Below are 26,799 nucleotides of genomic sequence, written 5' to 3'. Positions count from 1 at the left end.
CATCGCCTAGCTTTCCGATTTGTTGTCGTGATTATGGTTGGAATTATTGTCGGAGACTTTGCCGATTGTACCGCGCATTTGCGTATCGGCTTCAATGTTTTTCAAATTCATATAATCCATCACACCCAACTTGCCGCCGCGAAGCGCTTCAGCCATAGCAAGAGGGACTTGAGATTCCGACTCAACAACACGTGCACGCATTTCAACGACGCGCGCCTTCATCTCTTGCTCTTGCGCGACTGCCATTGCACGGCGTTCTTCTGCTTTTGCTTGCGCAATGCGCTTATCCGCCTCAGCTTGCTCTGTTTGCAAATGCGCACCAATGTTCTTACCTACATCAACGTCTGCAACATCAATAGACAAGATTTCAAAAGCCGTTCCCGCATCCAAACCTTTGCCGAGTACAGTACGGGAAATAAGATCTGGATTCTCCAGAACGTCTTTATGGGATGCGCTGGAACCTACAGTTGTAACGATACCTTCGCCAACACGCGCGATAATCGTCTCTTCCCCAGCACCACCGACGAGACGCTCGATGTTCGCACGTACGGTAACGCGCGCGCGAACCTTTACTTCAATACCGTCCTTCGCCATAGCGGCAACGATAGGCGTTTCAATAACGCGCGGGTTAACACTCATTTGCACCGCTTGCAATACATCGCGACCTGCAAGGTCAATTGCTGCTGCGCGTTCGAATTCAAGATGAATATTCGCACGTTGTGCAGCGATTAACGCATTAACAACACGGTCAACATTACCGCCCGCCAAGTAGTGACTCTCCAATTGGTTAATATTCAGTCCAAGACCAGCCTTGGTAGCCTTAATCATTGGGTTAACGATACGGCTTGGGGTTACACGGCGCAGACGCATAGCGACGAGTGAGATAATACCGATCTTCACCCCGGACGCAATAGCCGAGATCCAGAGCATTACTGGGAAGAAGCTAAAGAATACACTCAGTGCAATAACAATAACAACCCCTATTAACAGCGCAGTTACCATAGATGGATCCATATTCGATCATCCTCCAATATTTTGTTATATGTGTGAAGCAAGGGTTAGAACCTATAGTGAAAAATAACATAAAGGGGTCAATCTTTGGTCAACGATCGTACGACAATCCGTACGCCCTCCACCTCAACAACCTCAATCTCTTCGTCACGGCTTATAAAACCGCCATCTGTGACGACATCATATTTGATATCTCCAATCAAAGCCGTTCCCGATGGACGCAATGTTGTCAATGCACGCCCTGTCTTCCCGATCAGCTCTGTATGATTTATATTCGACACGTACCCTTCATCTGTCGTCAAGGAATCGCGGAGAATGAACTTATTCCAAATGCCGCGGTGCTTGAACACACGAACGACGATGATAACCACGATCAGAGCAGCTGCGAAGGCAATGCCAAGCGACATCAGCGCATCTGCTGTATCATTAGCAGCTCGCACGACACCCGTAATCAAGCTTAACGACCCTAGTATACCCAATATGCCGAAGCTCGGGATGAACAACTCCAGTGCTAGCAGTATTAGCCCAATGATGAATAGTACGATGGTCTCCACCCCCGCTAGTCCTGCAATGTAGTGACCGAAGAAATACAAACCAAATCCAGCAATCCCCAGTATTCCTGGGACACCGAAGCCTGGTACGAACAGTTCGATTGCAACACCTGCGATTCCAAGGAACAGGAGCAATGTCGCAATCCCTGGATGAACAACAAAGGCTGCAATTTGTTCTGAGGTAGAAGGCTCAATCTGAACAAGATTTGCTTGATCAAGCTTCAACTGTTTCAACAGATCTGCCGTATTGGATGCTACATATTCCGCATAGCCAGCTTTACGCGCATCCTCCGAGCTCAATGACAACACCTCACCCGATGGTATTGTCCGTCCCAGCTCCTTAATTTCGTAAGCGCCTTGCAAATCAGCCATTGCTTGTGCAACGAGCGGATCTCTGCCATTTTTTTGTGCAACGGCTTTCATTTTGCTAACCCACATGGCAACTAACTTCGGATCATTCACGTAATTATGAGCCCCATCAACCAAGGCTGCCGATCCGATTGCACTGCCTGGAGTCATTGCGATCTCATTGGCGCTTAGTGCAAGATAACTGCCTGCCGATGCTGCATTGCCCTCTACGAACATAATCGTACGCACAGGACTGGAGATAATTCTCTGGCTGATATTGCCCGCAGATCCCAATTCTCCACCCGGTGTGTCCATCTCGATAATAATCGCTTCAGGACTTAGCTGCTCTGCCTCATCAAGTGCCCGGAACAGGAAGGACTCCATAACTGGATTCACCGTTCCCTTCAGTGGAAGGACTATCACATTGTGTACCGAACTGCCTTCCGCTTTCACTTGAGCGCTTACAAATGGGATGCAGGAGAACAGGATCATGATCGCTGTCAAAACTAAGGTGGCTAATCCTAGTGGTTTACCTCGAAAATACCGCATGGTGGATGACTACCCCCTTTCTTATTCTGTTGTAGACAAATGCGATACGTGCTATTCAAAAAGCTTGCTGACAATTGTGGCATGACTCACATTGTGAAAACAGCCCTTTTGAACACATATAATAATACGTCCTGATCATGCCTTGCGTTTCATCTTTAGATATATAGAAAAAAACACTCCTTATGAATAAGGAGTGTTTTTTATCGTTTCGTCAATAGACGTAAAGAGATCGTTTATTGCAGACATTGTTGCACGACAGAATTGACTAACTTGCCGTCTGCGCGCCCCTTCACCTTTGGCATGAGGGCACCCATTACTTTCCCCATGTCGGCTTTCGAAGAAGCACCGGTCTCTTGGATGGTCTCTTGTACAATCACTTTTATCTCTTCTTCGGAAAGCTGAGCAGGAAGATAAGGCGTCAAGATATCAATTTCCGCCCGAACCCCATCTGCCAAATCGCCTCGACCTGCTTTTTCGAACTCGTGGAGGGCATCTTTCCGCTGTTTGATCTCACGACCTAGAATTTCAAGCACTTCATCGTCATTCAAAGTTCTTCTTTCATCTATCTCAACATTCTTGATCGCCGAACGAACCATTCGGATGGTGGAGAGTTTGAACTTGTCTTGACTTTTCATCGCTTGCTTCATATCTTCGTTCAATCTTTGGCTAAGATCCATTGGTGCGTAATCCTCCTAAAACTTTCTCTTGCGGGCAGCCTCGGACTTCTTCTTGCGCTTAACGCTTGGCTTCTCATAGTGCTTGCGCTTTTTAACTTCAGCCAATACGCCATCCTTCGCGATGGAGCGCTTAAAGCGACGAAGTGCAGCATCGATTGTCTCGTTTTTGCGAACTTTCGTTTCAGACACCAGTTATCCCTCCCTCCGAACAGACCGTCCAAGAACAAAAACACGGTTCATCAAATTACATTATATGTGATTGTAAAACTAGGTGTCAACCATGTGAACAGATTATAACGACATTTCATGGTTGGAAATGTTTGCACAGCGGCATTTGCCCGCATGTTGACCTGCCATTATATGGCTATAATACGCGATTTATCCAATCAATGCTCCCAGCTGTTCGCCGCCAAGCAAATGATAATGGATATGGAATACCACTTGTCCACTATCCTTGCCGCAGTTGTTAATCAATCGGTAACCCGATTCTGCAATGCCTAGCTCACGTGCAATATGCTGAGCAGCGCGATGAATGTCGCCAATTAGGTCGAAATCCTCGCCTTCAGCATCGTTCATTGTTGCAATATGTTTCTTTGGAATCACGAGAATATGTACTGGAGCTTGGGGAGTAATATCGTGAAAGGCTACTACCGTATCATCCTCATACACTTTTTTCGAAGGAATGGAGCCTTCGACAATTTTACAAAAAATACAATCCATCTCTTTCATTCCTCCCTCATTTGTATTCGCTCTGAGCCTGCATTCAGGCTGTATGTCTCTTAATTTGGCGTACCCTTATCATAGCAAAAAAAAGAAGCCTGTCCAAGTGATCTCTAAAAAGCAATAGCGTTTGTATGCGCATATACCGTACTTTGAGGTTGGAATTTATCAAAAAAAGAAAAAAAGAGAGCACCTCGTACCCCGCAATTGCGGGCAGCGCGTCAGCGCTGTGAGCGTACTGTTGCTGCAAGCATCGCGACTCTTGTTCATTGATCACGACTGTTTGCAGACACAATACGATCACCGAGGTGCAAATAGGAAAATTATTGATGTCGGCTGTCTGTATTATAACAGCCTGTTGAAACTGTTACTGTGAGCTAGTTCACAACCATCTAATTCGTTTCCATTACGATTCGTGACCCTTCTCCTGCTTGTTCTGCCGGTATGACAGCCAGCTTTCTCGCCAAGCGAGCACGCAGCTCCGGAACATGGCTGATTACCCCAACTGACAAGCGATCCGAATGCAGCTTCTCCAGTGCGGTAACAACCGTATCAAGAAGCTCAGGATCGAGTGTCCCGAATCCTTCATCAAGGAAGAAGAACTCGAGAGGGTACTTGCCTCGTAATTGAATCTGAGAGGACAGTGCAAGAGCCAGTGCAAGCGAAGTCAAGAAGGTCTCTCCTCCCGATAGTGTAGATACCGGTCTGCGGATACCTCCATTGCCATCATCGCGGATGACGAAGCCCCCGCCAGAATCCACTTCCAGCGCATAGCGCTGCTTCGTTAATACCTTCAATCGTTCTGACGCAGCGCGGCTAACCTGCATAAGCTGTTCTTCCGCAATAAATTCAACGAAGGCGTTACCACGGAATACAGCCTGCAGCTGGTGCAATCGGCCCGCATATTCTTCGGTGCGCGAGCGTGCTTCCTCAAGTTCTGTCCAGCGTGCATGCTTGCTACGTAACTGCTCCGCGTCCCGCTCTGCCTTTGCTTTCCGAGCAAGGGCTTCCTCTGCCGCTGCTTCGGCCGCCACTTTCTTCTCGCTGCAAGCGTTCCACTGCTCGTCCGTAACCACTGAAGAACCTATTCGCTCTTGCAATCGATTCAGCTGCGAACTGACATCCCGAACTGAATCGTGATAAGCGAGCAGCGTTTGCTCTAATTGTGAGGTGAGTTCTTCTGTCATCCGAGCGGCATGCACATCTGAAATTTCTGTAAAGGAAGACTTCGACAGCAGATCTTGAAGTCGTTGACCGCTCACTTCTACCTGCTCGGCCAGACTCGTCAAGGCTTGCGCAGCAAGAGCCGCCTGACGGCCTGCAGCTTCGCTTGCAGCCCGTAACCTTTCAGCCTCGTCCGCTGTTCGCTTAACTCGTTCACGAAGCTCCGCTAGACGAGCTGATGTAGCTGCTGCAAGCTCCTCTATGGATTGCTTCTGCAGCCATGGCTTCAACCGAGTCTCGTAATCCCCTAGTAGACGGGCAACACCATTACACTCCGCTTGCGCATTGACACGCTCAACCTCAGCAGCTTGACGCTCTTTCGTGTATTGAAGAATACGTTCTTTCGTTTCCTCTATATAAACCGTACTCTTCTCCAGCCGTTCCCGGCAATCGCTCACAACTGCTTCTCGTGTACTCCATTCCTGCTGCAAAGACGGCATCTGCGCGAATTCCCATTGGAACGCCTTATAACGAAGATTCCATTCCTCATGCTGCTTGCCAATATCCTCTTCGGCTTCCTTCCATGCACGATTGGCGTCACGCAATGCCGCATATGAAGATTGGTAGCTTGATGACAATTGCTGCAGCTCCCACTGCTTGCCTGCAGCATCCTTCAGCAGTTGCTCCATAAGGCCTTCCATTGCACGAGCATTCTGGATGAATGACTGCACGTCTTGCTGTAGAGCTGTCAACTGATTCTCCACTGCAGCCAAATCCAATTCTTTAACATCTTTGTACGTGTGTGAACCTGCTTGCTCAGATGCTGCTCCTTCGCCGGCTTGCAGCGGCGATTCATCTTCCAACAGCATGTCCTTGTTATCTAAACCAAACGATTGCGCGGCAGCAAGCTCAGTCATAGAGTCTCTCCACGAAGGATGTTCGCCTCTTAGTTGGTCTTCTTCAGCCACTGCTGACAACTGATCGCGCATCAGCTGCGACGCTCGCTCGGACACTTCCTGCAGACGCTGCATCCAGGTCGAGAACTGTTCACGGCTACGAGCTGCTTCAGTGTCCACATCCAGCAGCAATCGGCTCGATATATTCTTCAGTTGCTCCCATTGCCGCCAGCGCTCATCTCCATTCGTAGAGTTGACCTTAGCACTCGCATGTACATGGGCGGGGGCTGGATGTTCCTTCGATCCACATACCGGACAGGACTCATTATTAACCAATGACGATGCTAACTGGACAGCCATTTGCTCCGCTGTTTCCTTCCACTGCTTCTGGCGCTCATCATCCATTGCCGATTCAACCTGGATTAAGAGATGGGTCACTTGCTCGCGAAGCCGTCTCCAGCATGTTCTTGAATGAAGCCCATCTTCCAGTTTATGCCGAATCGTCCCAGCTGCGGACAACAGCTCTTCAAGCTTATCATTAAGCTTGCGATTGACAGCTTCTGTCTGTGCTTCATGCTTCATTCGATGGTTATTCAACTCATTGGAGCGTCCTTCCATGAACGTGATCTTATCATAGTAAGAGATCGCCTGATGGAAGTGTTCCTGCTCCTCGGCAGTCTTGACATGTGCCGCAAGCGTCGTTCGAAGTTCCTCTTGACGTGCCGCCGCCTTCTTAAGCAGCTGCTCTGATCGTTCAATATCAGACGCTGCAGAGTCATAGCGTGCATGGGCACTCTCCAAGCGGAGCTTCCATTCGCCCTCCTCCTTGCGCAGACGCTCGCATTCCTGCTGCAGGCGAACTGCCTCTTGAAGCTGCTCACTCTGACGGAGCAATTCCGGCTCTTCACGCTCTTGAACGTGCTTCGCCTCCTCGACAGCAGTCACAGCCTTCTGTGCATCCGATGCAGCGATGCGCGCTTGTTCTTCACGAGATGCATGCTCTGCCACAGCCATGTTCCGCTTTACAATCAACTGCTCCGCTTCCAAGGCAACAGGTGCAATCCGTTCTGCCTCTCTCGCACGATTCAGCTTCGTCTCCTCTTCAGCGCGCTTTGGCGCCTCATTCTGCAGCTCAGACATTCTTCTCGATATTCGTGCATGCTCCTGTTGAAGCTCACGCTGCTCAGCCATAGCGTGATACTCCTGCTCAACAGCCTGCTTGGACGCCTTCGCCAGTTCCGCCTGTTCCGCCGCTTCAGTCAATGCCTGTTCTGCACTCGCCAGCGCTTCCTGCGAGGCATCACCCAATCCCTGCTGTTCAGCCGAGTAAGCCATCAGTTCAGCTTCAGCATCCTTGGCACGACGAGATATACGAGCAGACAGCTCATCTCCGTATTTCTCAAGCGAGAAGAGACGCTGAAGCATTTGACGTCTATCACTGCCCTTAAGCGACAAGAACTCTTCGAACTTGCCTTGAGGAAGAACGACCGCTCTTGTGAAGTCATCCATTTTCAATCCAATGTGCTGTTCAACACACCGAGTTACCTCAGCCAGCTTGTCAGCTAAGACGACCTCGCCTTCAGGCGTAATCTCAACAAACCGACTGACCGAGTTGCTTACTGTAATATCGCCCGTCCGTTTGAACCTGCGCTCTACGCGGAACGCTCTACGCTCCCCAGCACCGTTCAACTCAAATGTAAACGCAACGGACAATTGATTTTCCGCCTGATTCAATATGCCCTGCGTGCCATTCGTAGCTCGCTCTACCTTCCCATACAGTGCGAGCGTCATCGCATCCAAGATCGTAGACTTACCGCTTCCTGTCGGGCCAAATATACCGAATAAACCTGTCTCGCACAGTGTTTGGAAGTCGAGGCACTGCTCTTCTCGATAGCTTTGCAATCCTGCCAGCTTCAACTCGATTGGCTTCATGCGCCTTCACCTTCCTTCTCCAGCCCATCTTCTCCGATCAATTCCAAGAAGCAGTCCACTAATGCATCATCAGGCTTGGCTCCTCCAGTCTGACGCTCATAGAACCTCCGGAACAGTTCATGTACCGGTAGTTCACTACGGCGTCCTTCTTCAGCCGCAATTCGTTCAATCTCTGGATAAATGGGACGAATATTGACGATACCTTCATGATTTCGACGCAGCTTCTGAATCTGCTCTAACGTCAGTGCTTCTGTAAGATGAATGCAGACCTCCAGCCAAGCACCAGCATCCTTGCCCTCCTCAATCCAGCGAAGCGTCTCTTCATACCCACCGCGAACATTCCATTTCATGAGCGGCTTGCCGGAAGAGAGGAATCGCTCCTGAGGAACAGCCTCCTGACCCGGTGCCAAATCCAGCAGAGTGACCGACTTCGCCTGACCCGCCTCTGAGAAGCTGTAGCCGAGCGGCGATCCACTGTAGCGAATAACCCCCGGCCCCTTCACTGCCTGTGGCCGATGTAAATGGCCAAGTGCACTATACTGCGGTGCAGCAGGAGCTCCCATACAAGCGAACACGCTTGGATCAACAGTATAAGCTCCACCCACCTGGATTGGGCGCTCAGAATCACTCTCCAGTCCGCCAAGAACGTACAAATGACTCATAATCAAATTAACGGTAGAAGGTCGAAAATGCATGGCCTGATGAAGCAGCAGCTTCCCTACCTTCGCGCTGTATGCACTGCGCAGCTCATGTTCTTCATTGGAGGCTGTAAGCAGCTCTCCTAATCGCGCCTCAGATGGATAAGGCAGCCCTGCAATAACTGCATCTTCCCCCGTTCTCGCACAATGAATGGTCACTGGCTCCAGACTAGGCTGCCCGATTAGCGTCACGCCAAGCTCATGCACGAGTGGCGCTGATGCCGATAAGCGATCTGGGTGGTCATGATTCCCGGAAATAATTACGACCGGGCGCTTGCCCTGCTGCGACAATCTGGCAGCAGCCTCATAGAACAGCTGCTCTGCCGCTGCCGGTGGGTTAACCGAATCATATACATCCCCTGCGATCAGGATCAGGTCTGCCTGCTCTTCATCCGCCAGTTGTATGAACTCTTCGACGAAAGCAGCCTGTTCGTTTAGACGGCTCCTGCCTTCCAGCGTCCGCCCAAAGTGCCAATCCGCTGTATGCAAAATACGCATGGTTGTCTCTCCTTTCTTCCTGCGATTGTAATAGACTATAGTTCACACGCTTGCTTAGCATCGAAAAAGTACAGCACCTTACGGTCGACTGGACGATGCCATATCTGTTCGATTGCACGTGCGTATAAATTCAACTGGAAACGATAATGCTCCGTTAGTGCCTCTAGGCCGCCTCGATGTGCAAGCACCTTATCTGTCTTATAATCGAGCAGCACGAGCTGCCCTTCCCATTCGAACAGGCAGTCTATGACCCCTTGAACAAGTACCGTCTCCTGATCAAGCAAGCCAGATGTGTCTCGTGCCGCGAAGGTCGAAGTTGCGACAAACCGCTCCATCGTCGATTTCCCCGACCGATCGTTGTCCAGCGTTGGTTGTTCGCTAGAAACTGGCTCAGCTACCGGCACATCTTCATGAGCAGGGGGCTTCTGAGCGAGATTGCTATTCCCGGAGCTGAGATGCAGCTGTCTCGTCAATTCGATCGTATAAGCTTCAGCAGCTGTCAGACCATAGCTGAACGGAAGCTCTCGCTTCACCCATGTTGCCTGCAGCAGTTGACGGCCAACCTCACTCTCGAAAAAGCCAGCTACCGCAGCTTGATCAATCGCTTCCGCTTGCTTGTCCGTCATATATTGATGCTGTACCAAATAGAGCAGGGTGTTGTGAACAGTATCTATCGTCACATCCGAATGCAGAGGCATATGCTGCATAAAGAGATGATATAACGTCCCCCGTTCCGTTGGCGTCACCTTGCTAGCCTCCATAAATTTAGGACGGCGCAGATGCAGCGTGAAGCCTTCTTCACTCCTGGGAGAAGATGTAGCGGGGCCATTTCCCCCTGATGTCTCCAAGGAATGGCCATTGTCCATAGTTGTTTCATTTCCAGCCATCGCTCTATCGACCGGCTCATGCTCGTCGGTACGAGGCTCTGAAATCCATTGGTCGGCTGGCCATTCATCCGACGCCGACATCCGTTTCATTTCCGTGACTGAAGTCTTCGCTGGTAGTAAAGTTGCAATCCGATTCGGATCCCGCCAGCGAAGCCGCTCATCCAGCGCAGCTTGCCAATCGCTTGACGGCATGTTCTCCTGCACGTCCAGCCGCTCCAATGCCTCGAGCACCTGCGCCTTATCCTCATCCAGTTCCACTCCGCCGAGTGCTGTACCAGATGCAAGAACCGCGGCGGACATAATTGACAGTCTCCACTCCGAGCGATCGTCATGCAGGCACTCCCCGTTCCGATTCGGAAGCCCCGCGAATCGGCGCCATTCCGACGCGGACATATGTCGAATAACAGATGGCCCGATCCAATCCATGTAGGAACGTGCCCGTGCCACCATATAATCAGGCAGCAGCAAGGACTCTACATCGAGTGCTTCTCCCCACTCCCGAATTGACTTCTCTGGATCATTGACAGTACCGATTAGAATCATCTTCTCCTTCGGTCTTGTCAAGGCGACATACAGCACCCGCATCTCCTCAGCAAGCAGTTCCAGTTTCATTTGCCTGCGAATCGCCAAGTTCGGAAGTGTCGGATAAGAAACTCGGAGCTCTTCATCTACGAACTTCGGCCCGAATCCGAGCCTCTTGTGCATCAAGAATGGCGAGTTCAAGTCTTGCTGATTGAATCGCTTCGACAGTCCTGCAACAAAAACAACTGGAAACTCTAGCCCTTTACTCTTATGAATCGTCATAATGCGAACTACATCTTCTTGTTCCCCTAACGCACGAGCAGTTCCCAAGTCTCCTCCTGTATCGCGCATGCGGTCAATAAAGCGTAGGAATCGGAACAGACCGCGAATGGAAGAGGATTCGTATTGACGTGCCCGATCATATAGCGCTCGCAGATTGGCCTGCCGCTGCATACCTCCTGGCAATCCGCCTACCCATTCGTAATAGCCCGTCTCTCGGTACAGTCGCCATATGAGCTGCGATAGACTTCCTTGACGTGCCGCCGACCGCCAATGCTCCAGCTTGTACAGAAAGCGATACAGCTTATCCTGCAAGTCAGTGTCGCTTGATACCTCCTCAGCTTCTTGTTCTGCCGCTTCGGTGTGCATCGTTTTACACACAGCATCATAGAAAGAAATACCCTTTCCCTGAAGTCGAACTTGTGCCAGCTCTTCTGCCGTAAGTCCGACAATCGGAGAGCGGAGAACCGCCGCCAATGGAATATCCTGCTGCGGATTATCAATAACACGAAGCAAAGAGAGTACAACCTCTACCTCCGTAGCCTGAAAATAGCCCGTATTGAACTCGGCGTAAGCAGGAATGCCTTCCAATCTCAGTTCTTCTACCATGAGCGGTGCCCATGCTTGCGTCGCCCGAAGTAAAATTACAATATCCCGATACGTCGCTGGACGCATTCGCTTCAAATACTTATCGTACACGAGGAACGGTTCTGTTCCTTCATCCCCGAGAAGCCTGCGGATTTTTGCCGCAATTGTCCGCGCCTCAAGGCGTGCTGTTTCCATCTCAGCAGGATCAAGCGCTTCGACAGCCGCAGCTTCCACATCTGAATCAATATCCTCATTTTCATCGGAGGCCAGCTCTGCATCAGAACTTGCACTAGCCTTCTCAATGAGCACCAGTTCGGTTGCATAGTTTTGGCGTTCTGCAAGCTGCTCCATATTCGGCTCGCGCTGAGCAGCACGCAATTCATCGCTGATTTGTTCCAAGGTTGGATAAGTCGCCCCGCAAACGAGCTCAGCAGCTTCATCATATTTCAGCTCAGCTACTCGGTCATTCATGATCTGGCGGAACAGCATATTGACCGCATCTACTACACCCTGTCGGCTGCGGAAATTGCGTGCCAAATCAATGCGTATCCCCTTCTGCTCGGAGCTATCTGAAGAATAAGATTCATATTTGCTCAAGAACAGACCTGGTTCGGCAAGGCGGAAGCGGTAAATACTCTGCTTAACGTCCCCTACCATGAAGCGGTTGCCAGCGCCGGAACGCGTAATCAGATTCACAATCGCTTCTTGAACCATGTTCGTGTCCTGATATTCATCGAGCAGGATCTCAACGTATTGTTCTTCATACTGTCTAGCTGCTTCTGAAGGAATCGTATGAGCTGGTGTCGAGTCTGGATGGCGCAATATTCGAAGGCAGTAATGCTCCAAGTCCGAAAAATCCAGCCATCCCTTCTTGCGCTTTGCTTCCTCAAAGCGTTCACCGAATTCAATGACAACATCAGCCAGCGTATGCATGATTGGGGCTATCACGCTCAGTTCCTGTAGAAATTGCTCTGGTGTTCTGCGGAACAATTCGTCCCGCAGCTGCTGCAGCCTCGCTTTTGCTTGGTCGCGAAGACGTTTCACCTGCTCCTGCAGTGATTTATCGTACTTATCTCCCCGGCAAGCAGCCAAACGGCCGAACGCCAATAAGTCAAATGAGGAGAAAAGCCTCTCCCATGGTTCATGTTCAGCGGCCTCAGCCAATGCAGCAGCACCTGACAATTCCTGAATTAGTGCCTCCCGATAGGGCTCAGGGCCTCCAGGAGCGTCCAATAATCGATACGCCTGCCGCAGCAGTTCTACAATTCCATTCAAGGTCAGGCGTGCATCCTGCATAACACTTGTCGTCCAAGGTGACTTGCCCAGTTCTTCCACCGATTGCACCTCGAACGAAGCGGCCATCTCCTTCATCCATTCATCCGGCCATGGATGACTGCGCGAGAAGTCGAACAACTGCTGCACTAAGCGGAATGCGGCTTCATCGCTGCGTTCCCCGCTGAACCAATCAACCATTCGCTTGAATTCCGAGTGACCGTCCGCATAGCGCTGTTCAAACAATTCCTCCAATACGTCCTGCCGCAGCAGCTCTGTCTCCGTGTCATTTGCTATGCGAAAGGCCGGATCGAGCTGCACCGATTGGAAATGGCGCTGAATAACCTCTAGACAGAAGGAATGCAGTGTCGTGATAGAAGCGCGATTCAATAGCGCCAGTTGACGGCGCAGATGCTCAGAATCAGGCTTCGCCTCCAATTCCCGCTCCAAGGCAAGTCGAATACGCTCTCTCATCTCGGATGCAGCCGCCTTCGTAAAGGTTGCAACAAGCAGCTGGTCGACATGGACGGGTTGTTCTTCATCACTAATCGTCCGAATAATACGCTCCACGAGAACCGCTGTCTTCCCCGATCCAGCAGCAGCCGCGACAAGCACATTTTGTCCCCCGTCAACGACAGCACGCCATTGTTCATCTGTCCAGGTGCTTCCTTCCGGCTTGTCTGGCAGCACCCTGACTGTAGATGATGCCTCTACAGCATCCGAACGAGACTGTGTCCAATTCAGCAGATCGAACTCCAACTCCTGCTGCCGCTTGCCGCCGAGCGCTTCGTCCCCATTATGATTCTCGTTCTGATTCATTGTCCGCTGCTCCTCCTTCCATCCTCATCCACACTTCGTCCTTCGTCATCCGCGGCAATACATGATAGTCGTTGCCTTCGGTCAACTCATCGAATTGGCAGACTGGCTTATAACTGCAAAAATCACATGCCTTCTTCGTACCAAGGCGATAAGGGTCTATACGAACATCACCATCTGTAATCCGGGTTCCGATATCTTGGATCACATAGCGAGCCGTTCCCCGCAACATATCCCATTGCTCCGTAGTCGCAACAGATGCATTACTGTAGAACGACCCATCCGCCTTCACCGCAACCGGGAGAATGTCTGAATACCCTTTTTCAAGCGGCTCATCCATCAAGGACACAACTTCGCGATCTGCCAAAACGAGTCCGCGCATTTTATATTTCTTCATCATTTGCTCATAAGCTTGCTCCACACTCATTCCATTCGCCGCCTGCAACAAAGGATTGTGGACATGGAAATAGAGTGTGCCAGCAGGCAATGCCGACGAGCCGAGCCACAGTTCCGCATACGTAATCAATACATCCAAATAAGTGAGCATTTGCAGCGACAGACCGTAATACACTTCCTGCAGCTTCAAATCTGTCGAACTCGATTTATAGTCAATGACGCGAAGCAGCACGCCGCGGTCACTGTCCGCCTTGTCCACCCGGTCAATCCTTCCGATGATCTCCATTGTACATCCATTGCTTAGAGTAAATCGAAGCGGCGGCAGCGGCTTGTCCGGACCAAAGTCCATTTCCAGTCCAATTGGCTCAAACTGACCTCTGCGAGCATGCTCTCCAAGCACGGAAGCAGCACGGCCAACGATTCGCTTCAGCTTGAGCGAGATATGCTCATAACGCTTCGAGCTAAGCAGAATCTCCCCTTGCAGTCTTGGGGCAAGCATATCCACGATACGATCCGCTTCTGCTCGACATTCATCCGCAGACAGCGCTGCCCAAGTTCGATTCGAGCTCTGCAAATCAATGGCAAAGCGGCTGAGGGCTGCGTGGAACAGCTGCCCGATGTCTGGAGCCTCCAATCGATATACCCGACGTTCCTTCAGCTTCAAGCCATGGGAGGCGAAGTGCGAGAACGGACAGGCTACGAAGCGCTCCATGCGAGACACACTGGTTCGCAAGGCAGTACCGTACAAGTGACGGCTTGTGGCCGGAGTAAGTGTCTCTGCTTGATTCCGATACAATAGCGAGCCCATCAGCACCTTCAGCCGATCATGCCATGCTGGCTGTGCGGCGAACCAGCGGTACACATCCCACCATATATTTGCCATTGGTCTTCCTTGGCGCCACTCTCGCAGCTGAGCAATCAGGTGTTTCAGCGCAGATTCCGGATAGACAGCGAATTCCGATTGCTCCTCCTCATTCATGAATTCATTCGGCTCAGCCATGACGAGCCGCTCTTGTACACGTGGGAACATGCCGCGTACATGCCGAACCACCTCGGACGGCAGCAATGTCTTCCCTTCTTCATCAGCGAGTGCGTAGCTAATCCACAGACTGTCGCTAGGCGTCGCGAAGGACTGATAAATTAAGAACCGCTCGTCCAGTAGCTTGCGGCGGACGCCAGGCGCGAGTTCCATGCCTATCTGCTGCAGAGTGTCCCGTTCATGCTCCGTAAGCACGCCATCCTCAATCGGACGAGCCGGTATAACGCCATCGTTCACGCCAAGCATATATAAGTGCTTAATTTGGCCGGGTCTTGTCCGATCCATTGAAGCAATGAGTACTTGATCCAGCGCTGGCGGAACAAGCGCCATCTTGATGCTCTCAAATCCGGTATCCAGCATGCCGCCGAACAATTCAATGCTCATCTTCTCTTCGCCGACCATCTCTACCATTTGATCCAATATATCTAAGAGAGCCCCCCATATTTGCCGATGTTCCCGTGATAGTTGAACCTCTCCGTCAAGCAATGCATCTTGGCTCATGCGCTCCAGCTTATGAGGCACACCAAGCGCCATCCAGAACGCATACATAGCCTCGCACATGCCGCGAACGTTCGAGCTCGCCTTCATTGCGCGTGCAAGCTCAGCAATCGGATCGGCAATGATGCTGCGGCATTGCTCCACCCACTCTGGAGCATGTCTTGGCCGTTCAACAGACTCAGCTTCTTCAGTTGTGCCTTCCGCCGCTCCATCCGCATGATCAGGATCAAGCGACAATTCCGGCATTGCAGGCCATGGACGGTTGCTTGTCCACCTGCCTCCTTCGATGCCGCATGCAAGCACATAGTTCTCCAACTTGTCAAAGTGCTCTCTTGTAATCGAACCATCTTCGGACAGCAAAAAATCGGTTTTGACAAACCGAAATACTGCGTCGTATTTCCAATTGCCTATTATGATATCAAGCACCGCTCGCGTCATCTCAACAAATGGATGATGCAGGACTGATTTCTTCTGATCTGTAAAATAGGGAATCCCCGCCTCGGTGAATACCGTATCAATCAGCTCACCATAATGTGCAATGTTCCGCACCATTACCGCCATGTCCCGCCAGCGTACCTGCTCGTTGCGCACACGCCGCAGCATTTCCCCAGCAACCGCTTCAACCTCGGCGCGGCGATGTACTGCCGCCTGCACCGTAACCTCTCGCTTCGTATCGTGATCGGACGCATGGCTATCCTTACTCTTCACATTAACTTCCGGCTCACGATAGGGTACTTTGCGTTCAAAATGCCGCTCCAGATGAGCAAGCTTCGGAGAAGCTGTATAACGAGGAAGTGGCGCTTCCTTCGAGTCAAGATGCGTTATGCTTCCGATGTCCACGCCAAGCGTATCGGCCATCTCTAGCAGCTTCAGCATAGTAGTTGCCGTTGGATGGAACAAATTCAGCTCATGCGGAACTTCGCCAAGCGCATAAGCCTTATCCAAACACAGCGTCACACTTATATTCGGCGCATGGAGAATGAGCGAAGCGAGAACCGCATATTCTTGTGGGGTAAATCCGTGAAACCCGTCAATCCAAATATCAGCGCTCTTCACGTACTCCGATGCTGCAACACCCTCGGACAACCGAGCAAGCACGTCTTCCCCATCCAAGTAGCGACCAGCCAATTCCGATTCAAACTCATGCAGGATGCTGGAAATGTCGCGAAGCTTCGCGGATAACAGCGGTTGTCCTGTCATGTGAGCGTCCAAAAAAGCAAGATGCTCCTCAACTTCACTGGACTCTACTCGATACCGCTTCATCTCATCAAAGAGATCGTTAAGCTTCTCGATAAATCCGAATTGTTCTGCTGCACCCGCAAATAAAGGCAAATCTGACTTGCGGCGCTGCAAAATCTTGTAGAGCAGCATCTTCTTGCCCTCTTCATTGATCGCTGTTAGTGCAGTGCCGCCAGCCTCTTGCATGACGCGATACGCAAGTCGCCGGAAACTTAGTACTTGCGCTCTCAATATGCCAGCGATTCCATCCTCACGAATGAGTGCATGCTCTGCCTGAAAGGTTGCCTGTTCGGGGACTATCCATATAATCGGTGCCCCGTCCGCTTGGCTGCGAAGCTCATCTCGTACGCTTCTTAACACATGCTCCGTCTTACCACTGCCGGAACGACCGATGACAAAATGCAACGGCAAAGTGATCCCTCCATTTCCCTAAATGCGATTCATGGCATCTACTTGCCACGATATGATACACTATGATCAAACCAATAATTGGTATATAATTTCGGTTACACCCGATTCTAGCATTAGGTTTCATTATATCATATTTCAAACTAGCGATAGAACACATGTTTGGAAACGATGCCGATATTCGCCATCTGCTTCTTGTGAGTTGCAGTGCATCATGTAACTTCGTAATCGAAGGCGAGGCTCATGTTCAACCTACCCTCTATTCGAATAAGGAGGCTGATTGTCATGATACATATTGTCAATGGAGATTGTACTGCCATGCAGCTAACCAAAGTCGCCGAACAGCTGTGGAATGAGCAGGTATGGGTATATTCAGAGCTGCTGACCGAAGGCCCCGTATACGCTAGGCTTGAGCAGTATCTGGCTTATCGAGCGCTGCAATTAGAGCGAATGTGCGGGCTGCCTTCCACTGTTTTTTTGCAAAGAGGAAATGAACAGGAACGCATGTGGAAATCAGATATTTTGCCTGCTCAAGAGATTGCATTATGGTTCGAACACGATCTGTTCGACATTACCATGCTGCTCCGCTTTTGGACTTGTATACGCAATCCAAGCAGAACGCATCCATTCGATGTGCTCAGCGGATAACCGTATGGCGGCATCTCGATAAGGGGCCAACTGCTCTCCCGTAAGCACCCCAAATCCGAGATAGCGATCATGTTCAGCAATGGAGGCGATACCCACTGAAAATTGCACAATGGGTTCAGGAATCAAGCAGTACCCCTGCTCCATTTTGCGCTATTACGGAAGCGCTTCAATTCCACCTCTCCCGTTACCCCTCAACACAGGATGGAATCGGGATTGTCGAGCGATCCACGCTAGGCGCTGTTCAAGATGGGGCTGTTACATTTCAGAACTGCTTCGAGATTGTTCGCAATCAACTGCCGCAATACGGACTTGGGGATATGCAGTTCTGGGGATACCTGCGTCGAATGACCCGCGGAGACGCTCCGTTGCTTGAGCTATCTCCCTCTTCATCCTCCTTGCCGGAACCTCTCAAGTCTCCATTAGCCGATGCTGGTCACCTCCTCTTAACCAAAAGCGGCCAGCAGGTACTGGATGGTACTCTCAACTGGGCTCAGTCTGGTGGATATGGACGCTGGCTTGGCGGCGCATTTATTACCCGATCGACAGCTGGAATAAGAGCATAGAGTGAGGAAACCGAAGAAACTCAAATATATGCTAACTGCTGACTTTATCCCATATATACAGCAAGCGCCATTCATTGCAGACGATCCCAAACCTGTCTGCAATGAATGGCGCTTTTCTTGTTTATTCTTCCTTATCCTATCGATACTTTAGGAAGATTACTTCGAGCGAACCTCGAAGATGGCGAACTTCAAATAATGACCTTCATCCACTCCCGCAATTTGCGGGTGATCCTTGCCGGCAGGACGCCATTCGACAAGGCGCAGCACCTTGCCTGCATCCTGGGCTGCATCCAATATGGACTGCATGAACATGTCCGGACGCATATGATAGGAGCAGCTTGCTGTCACAAGATAGCCGCCTTCATTGACCAGCTTCATACCATGAAGATTGATGTCCTTGTAGCCCCGGTACGCGCCTTCAACAGCACCTCGCGTCTTCGCGAAGGCCGGAGGATCCAACACGACGACATCCCACGTACGTCCGCCTCCAGCAGTCATCGGTTTCGAAGTATCCACCTTCTTCGCACTAGATTCTCCGCTTGCCCGCTGCGTGCGCTCCTCCAAGCCATGAACCTGCTCACGCAAATAGGCGAAGGCATCCGCAACGACAAACTCGACACGGTCTGTAAAGCCGTTCAGTTCGACATTGCGCTTTGCACTCTCGATCGCATGCTCGGAAATATCGAGACAAGTGACCTTCTTGGCTCCATATTTACAAGCATTCAACGTGAAACTTCCTGTGTGAGAGAAGCATTCCAACACCGTCGCACCATCCCACCATGGGAATGTAACGGGCTTTCCCTTCGCATTGAGTGGCAAGCTCTGCACGGTTCCATCCTCGGCCTCTACTTCACCCATTTGGATGCCGCTGCGAGCTCCCCAGCCTGTCATAAGCGGCGCAATGGAAGCGCGGTTCTCACGCTGGTCGAAGAAGTAGCCTGTCTTCTGTCCTTCTACGATATCAACCTCGATGATAAGCCCGTTCTCCTCTACTTGGACATGGCGCGGACAATCTCCATACAGCACGCCTGTCTTCAGTTCAAGACCCTCACGCTCACGAATTGGCACATCGCTGCGCTCATAGATGCTGCGCGGCTGCATGACATCGACTAGGGCTGCCACCAACGCTTCCCGATGGACATCCATTCCCAGCGTCACAATCTGCACGACGAGAACATCGCCAAAGCGATCCACGATAAGTCCTGGCAGAAAGTCTGCTTCGCCATATACGAGGCGATAAGCCTTGGCTCCAGGCAAGAAGCGCTGACGATGTGCAACACAACGTTCGATTCGCTCTTTGAAGAAGGCCTCATCCATTGCTTCAATTGGCTCATAGGATACGATGCGCACCATAATTTGCGAGGCAGGATTATAATAGCCTGTTGCAATGTATTTCCCCTGAGCGTTCTGGACATCGACAAGCATCCCCGGCTGAGGATTTCCTTCGACTGTTTCAATCTCTGATTGATATACCCAAGGATGGGGTCGTTCAATTCTCTTTTTCCGCGAACGGATTAATTTCACATAAGGCCTATTCAATTACAGTTCTCCTCTCAGCTCCAATGGCATGTCATGGTTGTCCACTCGCAAGCATAGAATGGAATAGCTTATTGCGACGAATTATGGATGACAAAGGAGCCCTTCATGTTTAAAGAAATTTGGTTCCCGCTCCTTAGCGGATTGGCACTGTTTCTATTCGGAATGAAAACGATGGAGCTTGCCCTGCATGCTTGGGCTGGCCCCTACCTGCAGCGGTTTCTACACCGTTCTACCCGCACCCCTATACATGGAATGCTGTTCAGCACAGGCATGACAGCCGTACTGCAGAGCAGCACGGCCATCACGGTCATTACGATAGGTCTGGTCAATGCCGGTATTATGAACTTCTCCCGCACGCTCGGCATCATTCTAGGCACCAATATCGGCACTTGTCTGACAACCGAGTTGATTGGTCTAAATATAAGCCAATTCGCCAAGCCCCTCCTCTTCCTGTCCTTAGCCGGATGGTTCATTGGGGCATTGGCCGACGAATATCAGCCTAAGCTGCTGCATCGCATCGCCTCTTGGTGGCGGCCGCTCCAATTCGGCTCCCTTGCCGCAGCAGGCTTCGCCTTCATTATGCTCGGCATTGAATGGATGAAGCAGATTAGTGAGCCGCTGCAGCAGCGCGGACTATTCACTTGGTTCTTGGAACGATCAAGCGACAGTCTGCTCTGGGCGCTGGCAGCGGGCGTCGTCATAACAGCACTCGTGCACAGCAGTGCAGCTATTATTGCAATGGCCATGGGATTATCAGCTACCGGGGCATTACCCGTTGAAGTTGGCATTGCGATCGCAATTGGATCTAATGTTGGCACCTGCTTCACAGCCGTAATTGCTTCACTTGGCGGGACAAGAAGCGGACAGTTCGTCGCCTGGACCCATGTCGTGCTGAACATTGGCGGCGCTGTCCTATTCTATCCTTTTATCAGCCAAATCGGACAGCTTAGCGCCGTATTTAGCTCCGACGCCGCCGGTCAGATTGCACACGCCCAGACCATTTTTAATATTGCAAGTTCCCTCCTGGCCCTGCCTTTGTGTTACCTGCCGGTTTGGAACCGGATCCGTTAACAATTGCAATACCGAAACTCGTGCCGATGCGCGTTGCTCCCGCTTGAATCATTGCGAGCGCTGCGGCGGTATCCCGAATGCCGCCGGAAGCCTTAACGCCCATATGCGCAGGCACATGCGCCCGCAACAGACGAATATCTTCCAGCGTTGCCCCGCCCTTGCCGAAGCCGGTCGACGTTTTGACAAAGTGGGCACCTGCCGCTTCCGATGCTTTGCATGCCGCAATCTTATGCTCTGTATGGAGAATGCCTGTCTCCAAGGTGACCTTGACGATCACGCTTCCCTCAACCATCCGGACAACCTGGGCGATGTCCTGTTCAACAGCCTTCACATCTCCGCTTAACAGGCTTCCAATCTGCAGAACCATATCGATCTCAGCAGCCCCATCCTCTACCGCCCGGGCCGCTTCAAATGCCTTGGCTTGACTGGAACTAGCTCCCAATGGAAAGCCGCATACCGCCGTCACATTCACACCGGTTCCATTCAGTAGATCGCGACAAGCGGATACCCAAGATCCGTTCACGCACACACTGTAGAAGTGATATCGGCTCGCCTCCGCACACAGCTTCTCAATATCGCGCGCTGTCGCCTCCGGCTTTAGCAGGGTATGATCGATATATGGTGCCAATTGAAGCTGATCCGTCATGCAAACTCTCTCCTTCCTGCAATGTGCAGAGAATTAAAGATTTACGGATATGGACAATTCTTCAAATGCCTTTTGCAGGATGTGGTCGTTGTTATCATATCCGAACTCACGCTGCTTCTCCCACGCTTCTTGCGGACTGTACCACTCTACGCTGCGAATTTCCTCAATTTGCGCATGAAGCTGGCCTTCCTCTGCCTCAACGAGGAAATAATGCACCTCTTTATCAATTGTACCCGCTTGTGGTTGTACATATTGATAATAAATGGTATCGAGTTTGGTATCGATTCGTCCATGAATCCCGGTCTCTTCCCATATTTCACGCAACGCCGTCTGTTCAATCGTCTCTCCGGCCTCCATCTTGCCCTTGGCCAGCGAGATCTTGCCATACCGATCTTGAATCAGTTGGATCTCAATTCCTTCCCCTCTTCTACGGTAAACGACTCCTCCTGCGGATACTTCCTTCATCTCGCGCACCTCCATCTATGTTCGTTACTCCTATGTATATATCCTAACCGAAAAGAAAGAGGATTTCATCCATTCAGCCATTGCCGAGCGGAGAATCCTCCTCGATTCTTTATTCAGTGGTTTCGGTTGTTTCGTTCTCTAGCTTATTGCTATATTTCTCTATTTCCAATTGCCTATCCTATGTTAGACAAGGTGATTAGGAAGCAACATTTGGCTCCTGGCCAATGACGCGCGTAAGAATACCTTGATTCTCATTCACGCCCGCTTCTGTAATTTTCACGCGGCATAATTGGCCAATCAAGGACTCATCTCCTTCGAAGATTACTTGAAGGTAATTGTCCGAGTAGCCCATCAGCATGCCAGCACCTTCATCGCCCTTCGTGTTCCGTTCTGGAATCACATCGACAACTTCTCCAACGAACTTCTGTGCATATTCCAGCTGCATTTGTTCAGACAGATCAATCAGCTCATGAACGCGAGCATGCTTCACTTCTTCATCCACTTGATCCTCCATGCGCGCAGCCGGAGTACCTGTACGCTTCGAATACGGGAATACATGCATTTCAGAGAAGCCCACTTGCTTCATAAATTCATAGCCTTGACGGAAATGCTCATCCGTCTCACCTGGGAAGCCTACAATGACGTCTGTCGTAATCGCCACATTCGGCATTGCCTCACGAATACGAGCAATCTTCTCCGCGAATTCCTGTGTCGTATATTTGCGGCGCATACGCTTTAATACTTCGTCATTGCCCGCTTGAAGCGGAATATGCAGATGACGGCACATTTTCGAGGACTTGTTCAGTACTTCGATCATGCGATCATCAATTTGGCTGGCTTCAATGGAACTGATACGAATACGCTCAAGCCCCTCTACCTTGTCCAAATCCCACAACAGATCGGTCAAGTCATAGTTCTCCATATCGTCGCCGTACCCACCGGTATGAATCCCTGTGAGTACGATCTCCTTGTAGCCTGCCGCTACGAGCTGGCGAGCCTGATTTAACACACTCTCCGCTTCACGGCTGCGGGATAGACCACGCGACCAAGGAATAATACAGAATGTACAGAAGTTGTTGCACCCTTCTTGAATCTTCAAGAACGCACGCGTCCGCTCTGCGAAATCAGGCACGTCCAATTCCTCGAACGCACGTGTCTTCATAATGTTGCGTACCGCATTAATAGGCTGGCGCTGTTCATGCAGCTCACGAATGTAATCCATCAACTTCTCACGATCCTGTGTGCCGATAACGAGATCAACGCCTGGAATGTCAAGAATCTCCGCAGGCGATGTCTGCGCATAGCATCCTGTTACCGCAATAATTGCGTCAGGATTGCGGCGCACAGCGCGACGAATGATTTGACGGCTCTTCTTGTCGCCTGTATTGGTTACGGTACACGTATTAATCAGGTATACATCTGCCGTCTGCTCGAAGTCGACCTGCTCATAGCCTTCATTTTTGAACAATTGCCAGATCGCTTCTGTATCGTAAAAATTGACTTTGCAGCCCAATGTGTAAAATGCTACTGATGGCATCGTTCACATTCCCCCCATTTCTCCGAATTGATACATGATGCAGGCACATGCAGCCATACCTGCCGTTTCTGCTCGCAATATGCGGCGGCCTAAGCTGACACATCGTGCTCCAGCTTCCACAGCGGAATGAATTTCCTGCGCAGCAAATCCACCCTCAGGCCCGATGACAATCATCATTCGAGCTTGCTTCGCCATACTTCCCTGCATGTCGCCCTGTGTAGGTGCGAACGCTTCTAATACGTCGCGCAGCATCGTCCCTCGCTCATCCTCATAGCAGATAAGAACAAGGTCATAGGATGCGAACTGGGCCGTCAAGGCCTTCCAGTTCATTGATGTTGCGATCGTCGGGACAACATTCCGATGAGACTGCTCAGCTGCTTCCTTCGCAATCTTGCCCCAACGCTCCAAGCGCTTCGCTTCCTTCTTGCTGTCATATTGAACAACTGTCCGTTCTGAGATGAACGGCATGAAATGCACGGCACCAATCTCCGTGCATTTCTGAATGATAAGCTCCATTTTATCGCCTTTCGGCAAGCTTTGCGCAATGGTTACTTGTACGGTCGGCTCTCGGTCGAAGTCCCTCATCTCGACAATTCGAGCTTCTACCCCATCCGCACCGCACTGTTCAATCACGACGACCGCCTCACGCTTCTCCCCATCGCTGACCAATATCTCAGCTCCAGGCTTGAGGCGCATTACGTTCATAATATGGTGGGCATCATTGCCCGTAATTTGTATGCTTTGATCTCCGAACTGCGCGGAGGGCACAAAATATTTCTGCATCGTAATCAACATTCCTCATCATACACGTTTTAAGCGGCATTCGCCAGCATTGTCAACATTTTTCACTCGTATTCTGGATACTCCTTAGACAGCGTGGACAGCTTGCTGCGCGGGTATTCTTAACTGCCTACGATGAACATAGCTGCTCGGGACATCTCCCTCATGATCGGCTGGATCAAGCTGAACAAAGGCCCTAGCGTCTTATCCCGCAACACAGGGATGAACACGATAATCAAGAAGATAAAGATCGACCATTGTTCAATCTGCTGCAACCGGGAACGTACATGAGCCGGCGCCAAATCTTCCACTATGCGATAGCCGTCAAGCGGCGGCAGTGGAATTAAGTTGAACAAGAACAGCAGGACATTGTTCGAGATCAAGAAGGACAAGAAATAAAATAATGCCAAGTGGATCCGATTCCCAGATCCCACATCGACAAACCCCAATTTAAATCCAAGATGAAGCACCAATGTACCAATGAATGCTAATAGCAAGTTGCTGAGCGGTCCGACTGCGGATACAACAATCCCCATTGCACGCGGCTTTTTGAAGTTGTCCCGATTGACAGGAACAGGCCTTGCCCATCCGAAGCCAGCGATGACGAACAACAGCATACCACGGAAATCAATATGTTTCCTCGGGTTCAAACTGACGCGGCCGAGCATCTTCGCTGTCGGATCACCAAATTTCCATGCGGAGTAAGCATGTGCAAATTCGTGAACAGTGAACGAAATCAACAGTGACAGTACGAGAAAGGGCAGCAACTCCAGCTTGACTACCAGCAGGCTATTTAGAAAATCCATAAATTGTCCCCTCTCCTCTATTCAAACGGCTTGCGCGCAACGAATGCAATCCAGTCTTCTTCCCGGTGCTTCGCTTCAACAATGAAGCCTTTCGCGAGCAAATCCTGCTCCACGACGTCTTCTTTATTTTTGTAAATGCCTGATGCGATGTAAACTCCGCCTGGCTGCAATGCTTCGTAGACATCCGAGACGAACAGCAGAATGATCTCCGCCAAAATATTGGCTACTACGATCTGAACCGGAAGCTGCACGCCAAGCTCCTGCTCCTCATCGGTACCGCTCGTTTTGATAATACTAAGCAGGTCGCCTTCTCGCACTGTTATTTCATCGGCTAGACCGTTCAAGCTGGTATTTTCCTTCGCGCTTAATACCGCAACCGGATCCAGATCAATCGCAAGCACATGCTTGGCGCCAAGCTTGCAGGCTCCAATTGCCAATATGCCTGAGCCTGTCCCAACATCAATGACATCTTCTCCGCCTTGAACGACACTTTCTAAGGTACGCAAGCAGAGCGAGGTCGTCGGATGCGTTCCCGTTCCGAATGCCATCCCTGGATCCAGCTCAATAATCTGCTCACCTTCTTGCGCCGTATAGGACTCCCATGTCGGCTTAATGGTCAATCGCTCAGTAACACGTGCTGGCTTGAAATACTGCTTCCACGCATTTGCCCAGTCATCCTCATGAACCGTCTTCCACGAAATTAAAGCTTCACCGGGATCGATCTGATAGCTTCTGAGTTCTTCAATGCGCTCACGAATGACTGCTTCTACTTCCTTCAAATCCGTTCCATCTGCAAAATATCCTTGTACGACTGCTTGTCCCTCAGGGATATCGTTCAGTGGAGATTGATACAATTCCCCATACGTAGTATCGCGCTGCTTGTTAAGCGTCCCCGATTCTTCAATCGTCACGCCCCCAGCGCCAGCCTCATGCAAAAAGTTCGATATCATTTCAATTGCCTCTTCGGTTGTATGTATCGTTAATTCATGCCAATGCACGATCGTACATCCTCCTATACATCTTAAAATAGCTACACATTCTATTTATTGTACACAAAAACAAAACTCCATACAACGAGCGTTCACTAAGGAGCGCTATCGCTGTGGAGTTTTTCCTCTTTATGTTGATTCATTCAACGCATTATTCAGTTGTCGGCGCTCACTTGGAGGCTTCGCCTAAATGGTCGCGGATGAGCGCATAGGCCCGATCCAGCACGTCCTCTTCAACATCCGCGCTGACCATGTAATAGTCGTCGCCTGCCGTAATACGTATGTCTTGCCCTCTTAATGCCTCCAGCTTGCGCTCACATACATCTGCAGCCGAAGCATGCTCAAAAGTAGCTGTTATGCGTGTCACGACTGTTCCGCACGCTCATCGGCCTGATTCGCACGCTCCAATGCCTTCAAGTCATCGCGATCCGCCTCTTCATATGAAAATTCCACATCCTCAAACTTGCCGTCCGCTGGGACAACCTGTTGATTAACGTCCGCATCTGCCTGCTCGCTGTAAGCGCTTGAGGGGCGGTTATGCGTATCATGGAAATTGTTCATCGGTGCGCCTCCTTCGGGTTCGTCATCAATATATCTCCTCCATAACTTGAGTCAGTTTCCATCGGATTATGCATATGGCGTAAATAAGTCGTACATAGTTCTCTAAGAAACAATAAAAAGGATCACAACATACGCATTGAAAATCTCAATACGTTCGTTGTGATCCTTCTCTATGCTCCGACCGAAATTATGAACATATACATGAA

The 26,799-nt window shown here is 50.5% G+C and carries 21 protein-coding genes; 3 read left to right on the top strand and 18 right to left on the bottom strand.

The window, feature by feature from the left end:
* Positions 1–6 precede the first annotated feature (6 nt).
* The 9 genes from floA to addB all read right to left on the bottom strand — a co-directional run bounded on the left by floA (position 7) and on the right by addB (position 16,991).
* Positions 7–1,014 (bottom strand): flotillin-like protein FloA, encoded by a 1,008-nt coding sequence (gene floA / locus BBG47_RS03150; RefSeq protein WP_065290487.1) that lies wholly within the window; start codon positions 1,012–1,014, stop codon positions 7–9.
* Positions 1,015–1,091: 77 nt separating this feature from the next.
* Positions 1,092–2,459, bottom strand: a complete 1,368-nt coding sequence (locus BBG47_RS30585) for an NfeD family protein (RefSeq protein ID WP_065290486.1) — start codon at positions 2,457–2,459, stop codon at positions 1,092–1,094.
* Positions 2,460–2,692: 233 nt separating this feature from the next.
* Entirely contained in the window at positions 2,693–3,136 is a 444-nt protein-coding gene (locus tag BBG47_RS03140) for a GatB/YqeY domain-containing protein (protein WP_021256807.1), read from the bottom strand.
* A 15-nt stretch (positions 3,137–3,151) separates the two neighbouring features.
* Positions 3,152–3,325, bottom strand: a complete 174-nt coding sequence (gene rpsU / locus BBG47_RS03135; RefSeq protein ID WP_005547957.1) for a 30S ribosomal protein S21 — start codon at positions 3,323–3,325, stop codon at positions 3,152–3,154.
* 189 nt (positions 3,326–3,514) lie between these two features.
* The gene (locus BBG47_RS03130) at positions 3,515–3,856 is read right to left on the bottom strand and encodes a histidine triad nucleotide-binding protein (RefSeq protein WP_065290485.1); all 342 of its coding nucleotides are present in this window, start codon (positions 3,854–3,856) and stop codon (positions 3,515–3,517) included.
* A gap of 392 nt (positions 3,857–4,248) precedes the next feature.
* On the bottom strand, positions 4,249–7,848 hold the full coding sequence (locus BBG47_RS03120) for an AAA family ATPase (RefSeq protein ID WP_065290483.1): 3,600 nt from the start codon (positions 7,846–7,848) through the stop codon (positions 4,249–4,251).
* Positions 7,845–9,044, bottom strand: coding sequence for an exonuclease SbcCD subunit D (locus tag BBG47_RS03115; RefSeq protein ID WP_065290482.1), 1,200 nt, complete (start codon positions 9,042–9,044; stop codon positions 7,845–7,847). The genes BBG47_RS03120 and BBG47_RS03115 overlap by 4 nt, the downstream gene beginning before the upstream one ends.
* 35 nt (positions 9,045–9,079) lie before the next feature.
* Positions 9,080–13,411 carry a UvrD-helicase domain-containing protein gene (locus BBG47_RS03110; RefSeq protein WP_065290481.1) on the bottom strand — a complete coding sequence of 1,444 codons (4,332 nt, stop codon included), beginning with the start codon at positions 13,409–13,411 and terminating at the stop codon, positions 9,080–9,082.
* On the bottom strand, positions 13,389–16,991 hold the full coding sequence (gene addB, locus BBG47_RS03105) for a helicase-exonuclease AddAB subunit AddB (protein ID WP_065290480.1): 3,603 nt from the start codon (positions 16,989–16,991) through the stop codon (positions 13,389–13,391). The genes BBG47_RS03110 and addB overlap by 23 nt, the downstream gene beginning before the upstream one ends.
* Before the next feature lie 282 nt (positions 16,992–17,273).
* Between addB and BBG47_RS03100 the strand changes: the two genes are divergently transcribed.
* Entirely contained in the window at positions 17,274–17,636 is a 363-nt protein-coding gene (locus BBG47_RS03100; protein WP_065290479.1) for a DUF1835 domain-containing protein, read from the top strand.
* A gap of 344 nt (positions 17,637–17,980) precedes the next feature.
* Positions 17,981–18,199 (top strand): hypothetical protein, encoded by a 219-nt coding sequence (locus BBG47_RS29370; protein ID WP_139070664.1) that lies wholly within the window; start codon positions 17,981–17,983, stop codon positions 18,197–18,199.
* 156 nt (positions 18,200–18,355) lie between these two features.
* Here the strand turns inward: BBG47_RS29370 and BBG47_RS03095 are convergent, their stop codons facing one another.
* Complete coding sequence (locus tag BBG47_RS03095) at positions 18,356–19,738, bottom strand: class I SAM-dependent rRNA methyltransferase (RefSeq protein WP_065290478.1); 1,383 nt, start codon at positions 19,736–19,738, stop codon at positions 18,356–18,358.
* A gap of 105 nt (positions 19,739–19,843) precedes the next feature.
* Between BBG47_RS03095 and BBG47_RS03090 the strand changes: the two genes are divergently transcribed.
* Entirely contained in the window at positions 19,844–20,809 is a 966-nt protein-coding gene (locus BBG47_RS03090) for a Na/Pi cotransporter family protein (RefSeq protein WP_065290477.1), read from the top strand.
* Here the strand turns inward: BBG47_RS03090 and deoC are convergent.
* The 8 genes from deoC to BBG47_RS03050 form a co-directional block, all read right to left on the bottom strand.
* Positions 20,742–21,455 (bottom strand): deoxyribose-phosphate aldolase, encoded by a 714-nt coding sequence (gene deoC / locus BBG47_RS03085; RefSeq protein ID WP_065290476.1) that lies wholly within the window; start codon positions 21,453–21,455, stop codon positions 20,742–20,744. The two genes, BBG47_RS03090 and deoC, sit on opposite strands and share 68 nt — an antisense overlap.
* 33 nt (positions 21,456–21,488) lie before the next feature.
* The gene (locus tag BBG47_RS03080) at positions 21,489–21,920 is read right to left on the bottom strand and encodes an NUDIX hydrolase (RefSeq protein WP_065290519.1); all 432 of its coding nucleotides are present in this window, start codon (positions 21,918–21,920) and stop codon (positions 21,489–21,491) included.
* Positions 21,921–22,116: 196 nt separating this feature from the next.
* Positions 22,117–23,457 carry a tRNA (N(6)-L-threonylcarbamoyladenosine(37)-C(2))-methylthiotransferase MtaB gene (gene mtaB / locus BBG47_RS03075; protein WP_021256818.1) on the bottom strand — a complete coding sequence of 447 codons (1,341 nt, stop codon included), beginning with the start codon at positions 23,455–23,457 and terminating at the stop codon, positions 22,117–22,119.
* Positions 23,458–23,460: 3 nt separating this feature from the next.
* Complete coding sequence (locus BBG47_RS03070) at positions 23,461–24,240, bottom strand: 16S rRNA (uracil(1498)-N(3))-methyltransferase (protein WP_065290518.1); 780 nt, start codon at positions 24,238–24,240, stop codon at positions 23,461–23,463.
* Between the two features lie 119 nt (positions 24,241–24,359).
* Positions 24,360–25,043, bottom strand: a complete 684-nt coding sequence (locus BBG47_RS03065) for a site-2 protease family protein (protein ID WP_065290475.1) — start codon at positions 25,041–25,043, stop codon at positions 24,360–24,362.
* Between the two features lie 17 nt (positions 25,044–25,060).
* Positions 25,061–26,041 (bottom strand): 50S ribosomal protein L11 methyltransferase, encoded by a 981-nt coding sequence (gene prmA, locus BBG47_RS03060; RefSeq protein ID WP_021256821.1) that lies wholly within the window; start codon positions 26,039–26,041, stop codon positions 25,061–25,063.
* A 160-nt stretch (positions 26,042–26,201) separates the two neighbouring features.
* Entirely contained in the window at positions 26,202–26,399 is a 198-nt protein-coding gene (locus BBG47_RS03055; RefSeq protein WP_021256822.1) for a hypothetical protein, read from the bottom strand.
* Positions 26,396–26,593: a YfhD family protein gene (locus BBG47_RS03050; protein WP_021256823.1), complete on the bottom strand. Its 198-nt coding sequence runs from the start codon at positions 26,591–26,593 to the stop codon at positions 26,396–26,398. Before BBG47_RS03050 ends, BBG47_RS03055 begins: the two co-directional genes overlap by 4 nt.
* Between the last annotated feature and the right edge of the window lie 206 nt (positions 26,594–26,799).

The sequence above is a fragment of the Paenibacillus sp. KS1 genome, from assembly GCF_001680695.1.
Lineage (GTDB): Bacteria > Bacillota > Bacilli > Paenibacillales > Paenibacillaceae > Paenibacillus_B > Paenibacillus_B suaedae.
The sequence above is the reverse complement of the archived record's forward strand: the minus strand, read 5'-3'. Positions and strand labels throughout refer to the sequence as shown.

Bases quoted from the DNA above. Each gene is read 5' to 3' on its own strand.
- floA (WP_065290487.1), bottom strand. From the start codon at position 1,014: ATGGATCCATCTATGGTAACTGCGCTGTTAATAGGGGTTGTTATTGTT.
- BBG47_RS30585 (WP_065290486.1), bottom strand. From the start codon at position 2,459: ATGCGGTATTTTCGAGGTAAACCACTAGGATTAGCCACCTTAGTTTTG.
- BBG47_RS03140 (WP_021256807.1), bottom strand. From the start codon at position 3,136: ATGGATCTTAGCCAAAGATTGAACGAAGATATGAAGCAAGCGATGAAA.
- BBG47_RS03130 (WP_065290485.1), bottom strand. From the start codon at position 3,856: ATGGATTGTATTTTTTGTAAAATTGTCGAAGGCTCCATTCCTTCGAAA.
- BBG47_RS03120 (WP_065290483.1), bottom strand. From the start codon at position 7,848: ATGAAGCCAATCGAGTTGAAGCTGGCAGGATTGCAAAGCTATCGAGAA.
- BBG47_RS03115 (WP_065290482.1), bottom strand. From the start codon at position 9,044: ATGCGTATTTTGCATACAGCGGATTGGCACTTTGGGCGGACGCTGGAA.
- BBG47_RS03110 (WP_065290481.1), bottom strand. From the start codon at position 13,411: ATGAATCAGAACGAGAATCATAATGGGGACGAAGCGCTCGGCGGCAAG.
- BBG47_RS03100 (WP_065290479.1), top strand. From the start codon at position 17,274: ATGATACATATTGTCAATGGAGATTGTACTGCCATGCAGCTAACCAAA.
- BBG47_RS29370 (WP_139070664.1), top strand. From the start codon at position 17,981: ATGACCCGCGGAGACGCTCCGTTGCTTGAGCTATCTCCCTCTTCATCC.
- BBG47_RS03090 (WP_065290477.1), top strand. From the start codon at position 19,844: ATGTTTAAAGAAATTTGGTTCCCGCTCCTTAGCGGATTGGCACTGTTT.
- deoC (WP_065290476.1), bottom strand. From the start codon at position 21,455: ATGACGGATCAGCTTCAATTGGCACCATATATCGATCATACCCTGCTA.
- BBG47_RS03080 (WP_065290519.1), bottom strand. From the start codon at position 21,920: ATGAAGGAAGTATCCGCAGGAGGAGTCGTTTACCGTAGAAGAGGGGAA.
- mtaB (WP_021256818.1), bottom strand. From the start codon at position 23,457: ATGCCATCAGTAGCATTTTACACATTGGGCTGCAAAGTCAATTTTTAC.
- BBG47_RS03070 (WP_065290518.1), bottom strand. From the start codon at position 24,240: ATGCAGAAATATTTTGTGCCCTCCGCGCAGTTCGGAGATCAAAGCATA.
- BBG47_RS03065 (WP_065290475.1), bottom strand. From the start codon at position 25,043: ATGGATTTTCTAAATAGCCTGCTGGTAGTCAAGCTGGAGTTGCTGCCC.
- BBG47_RS03050 (WP_021256823.1), bottom strand. From the start codon at position 26,593: ATGAACAATTTCCATGATACGCATAACCGCCCCTCAAGCGCTTACAGC.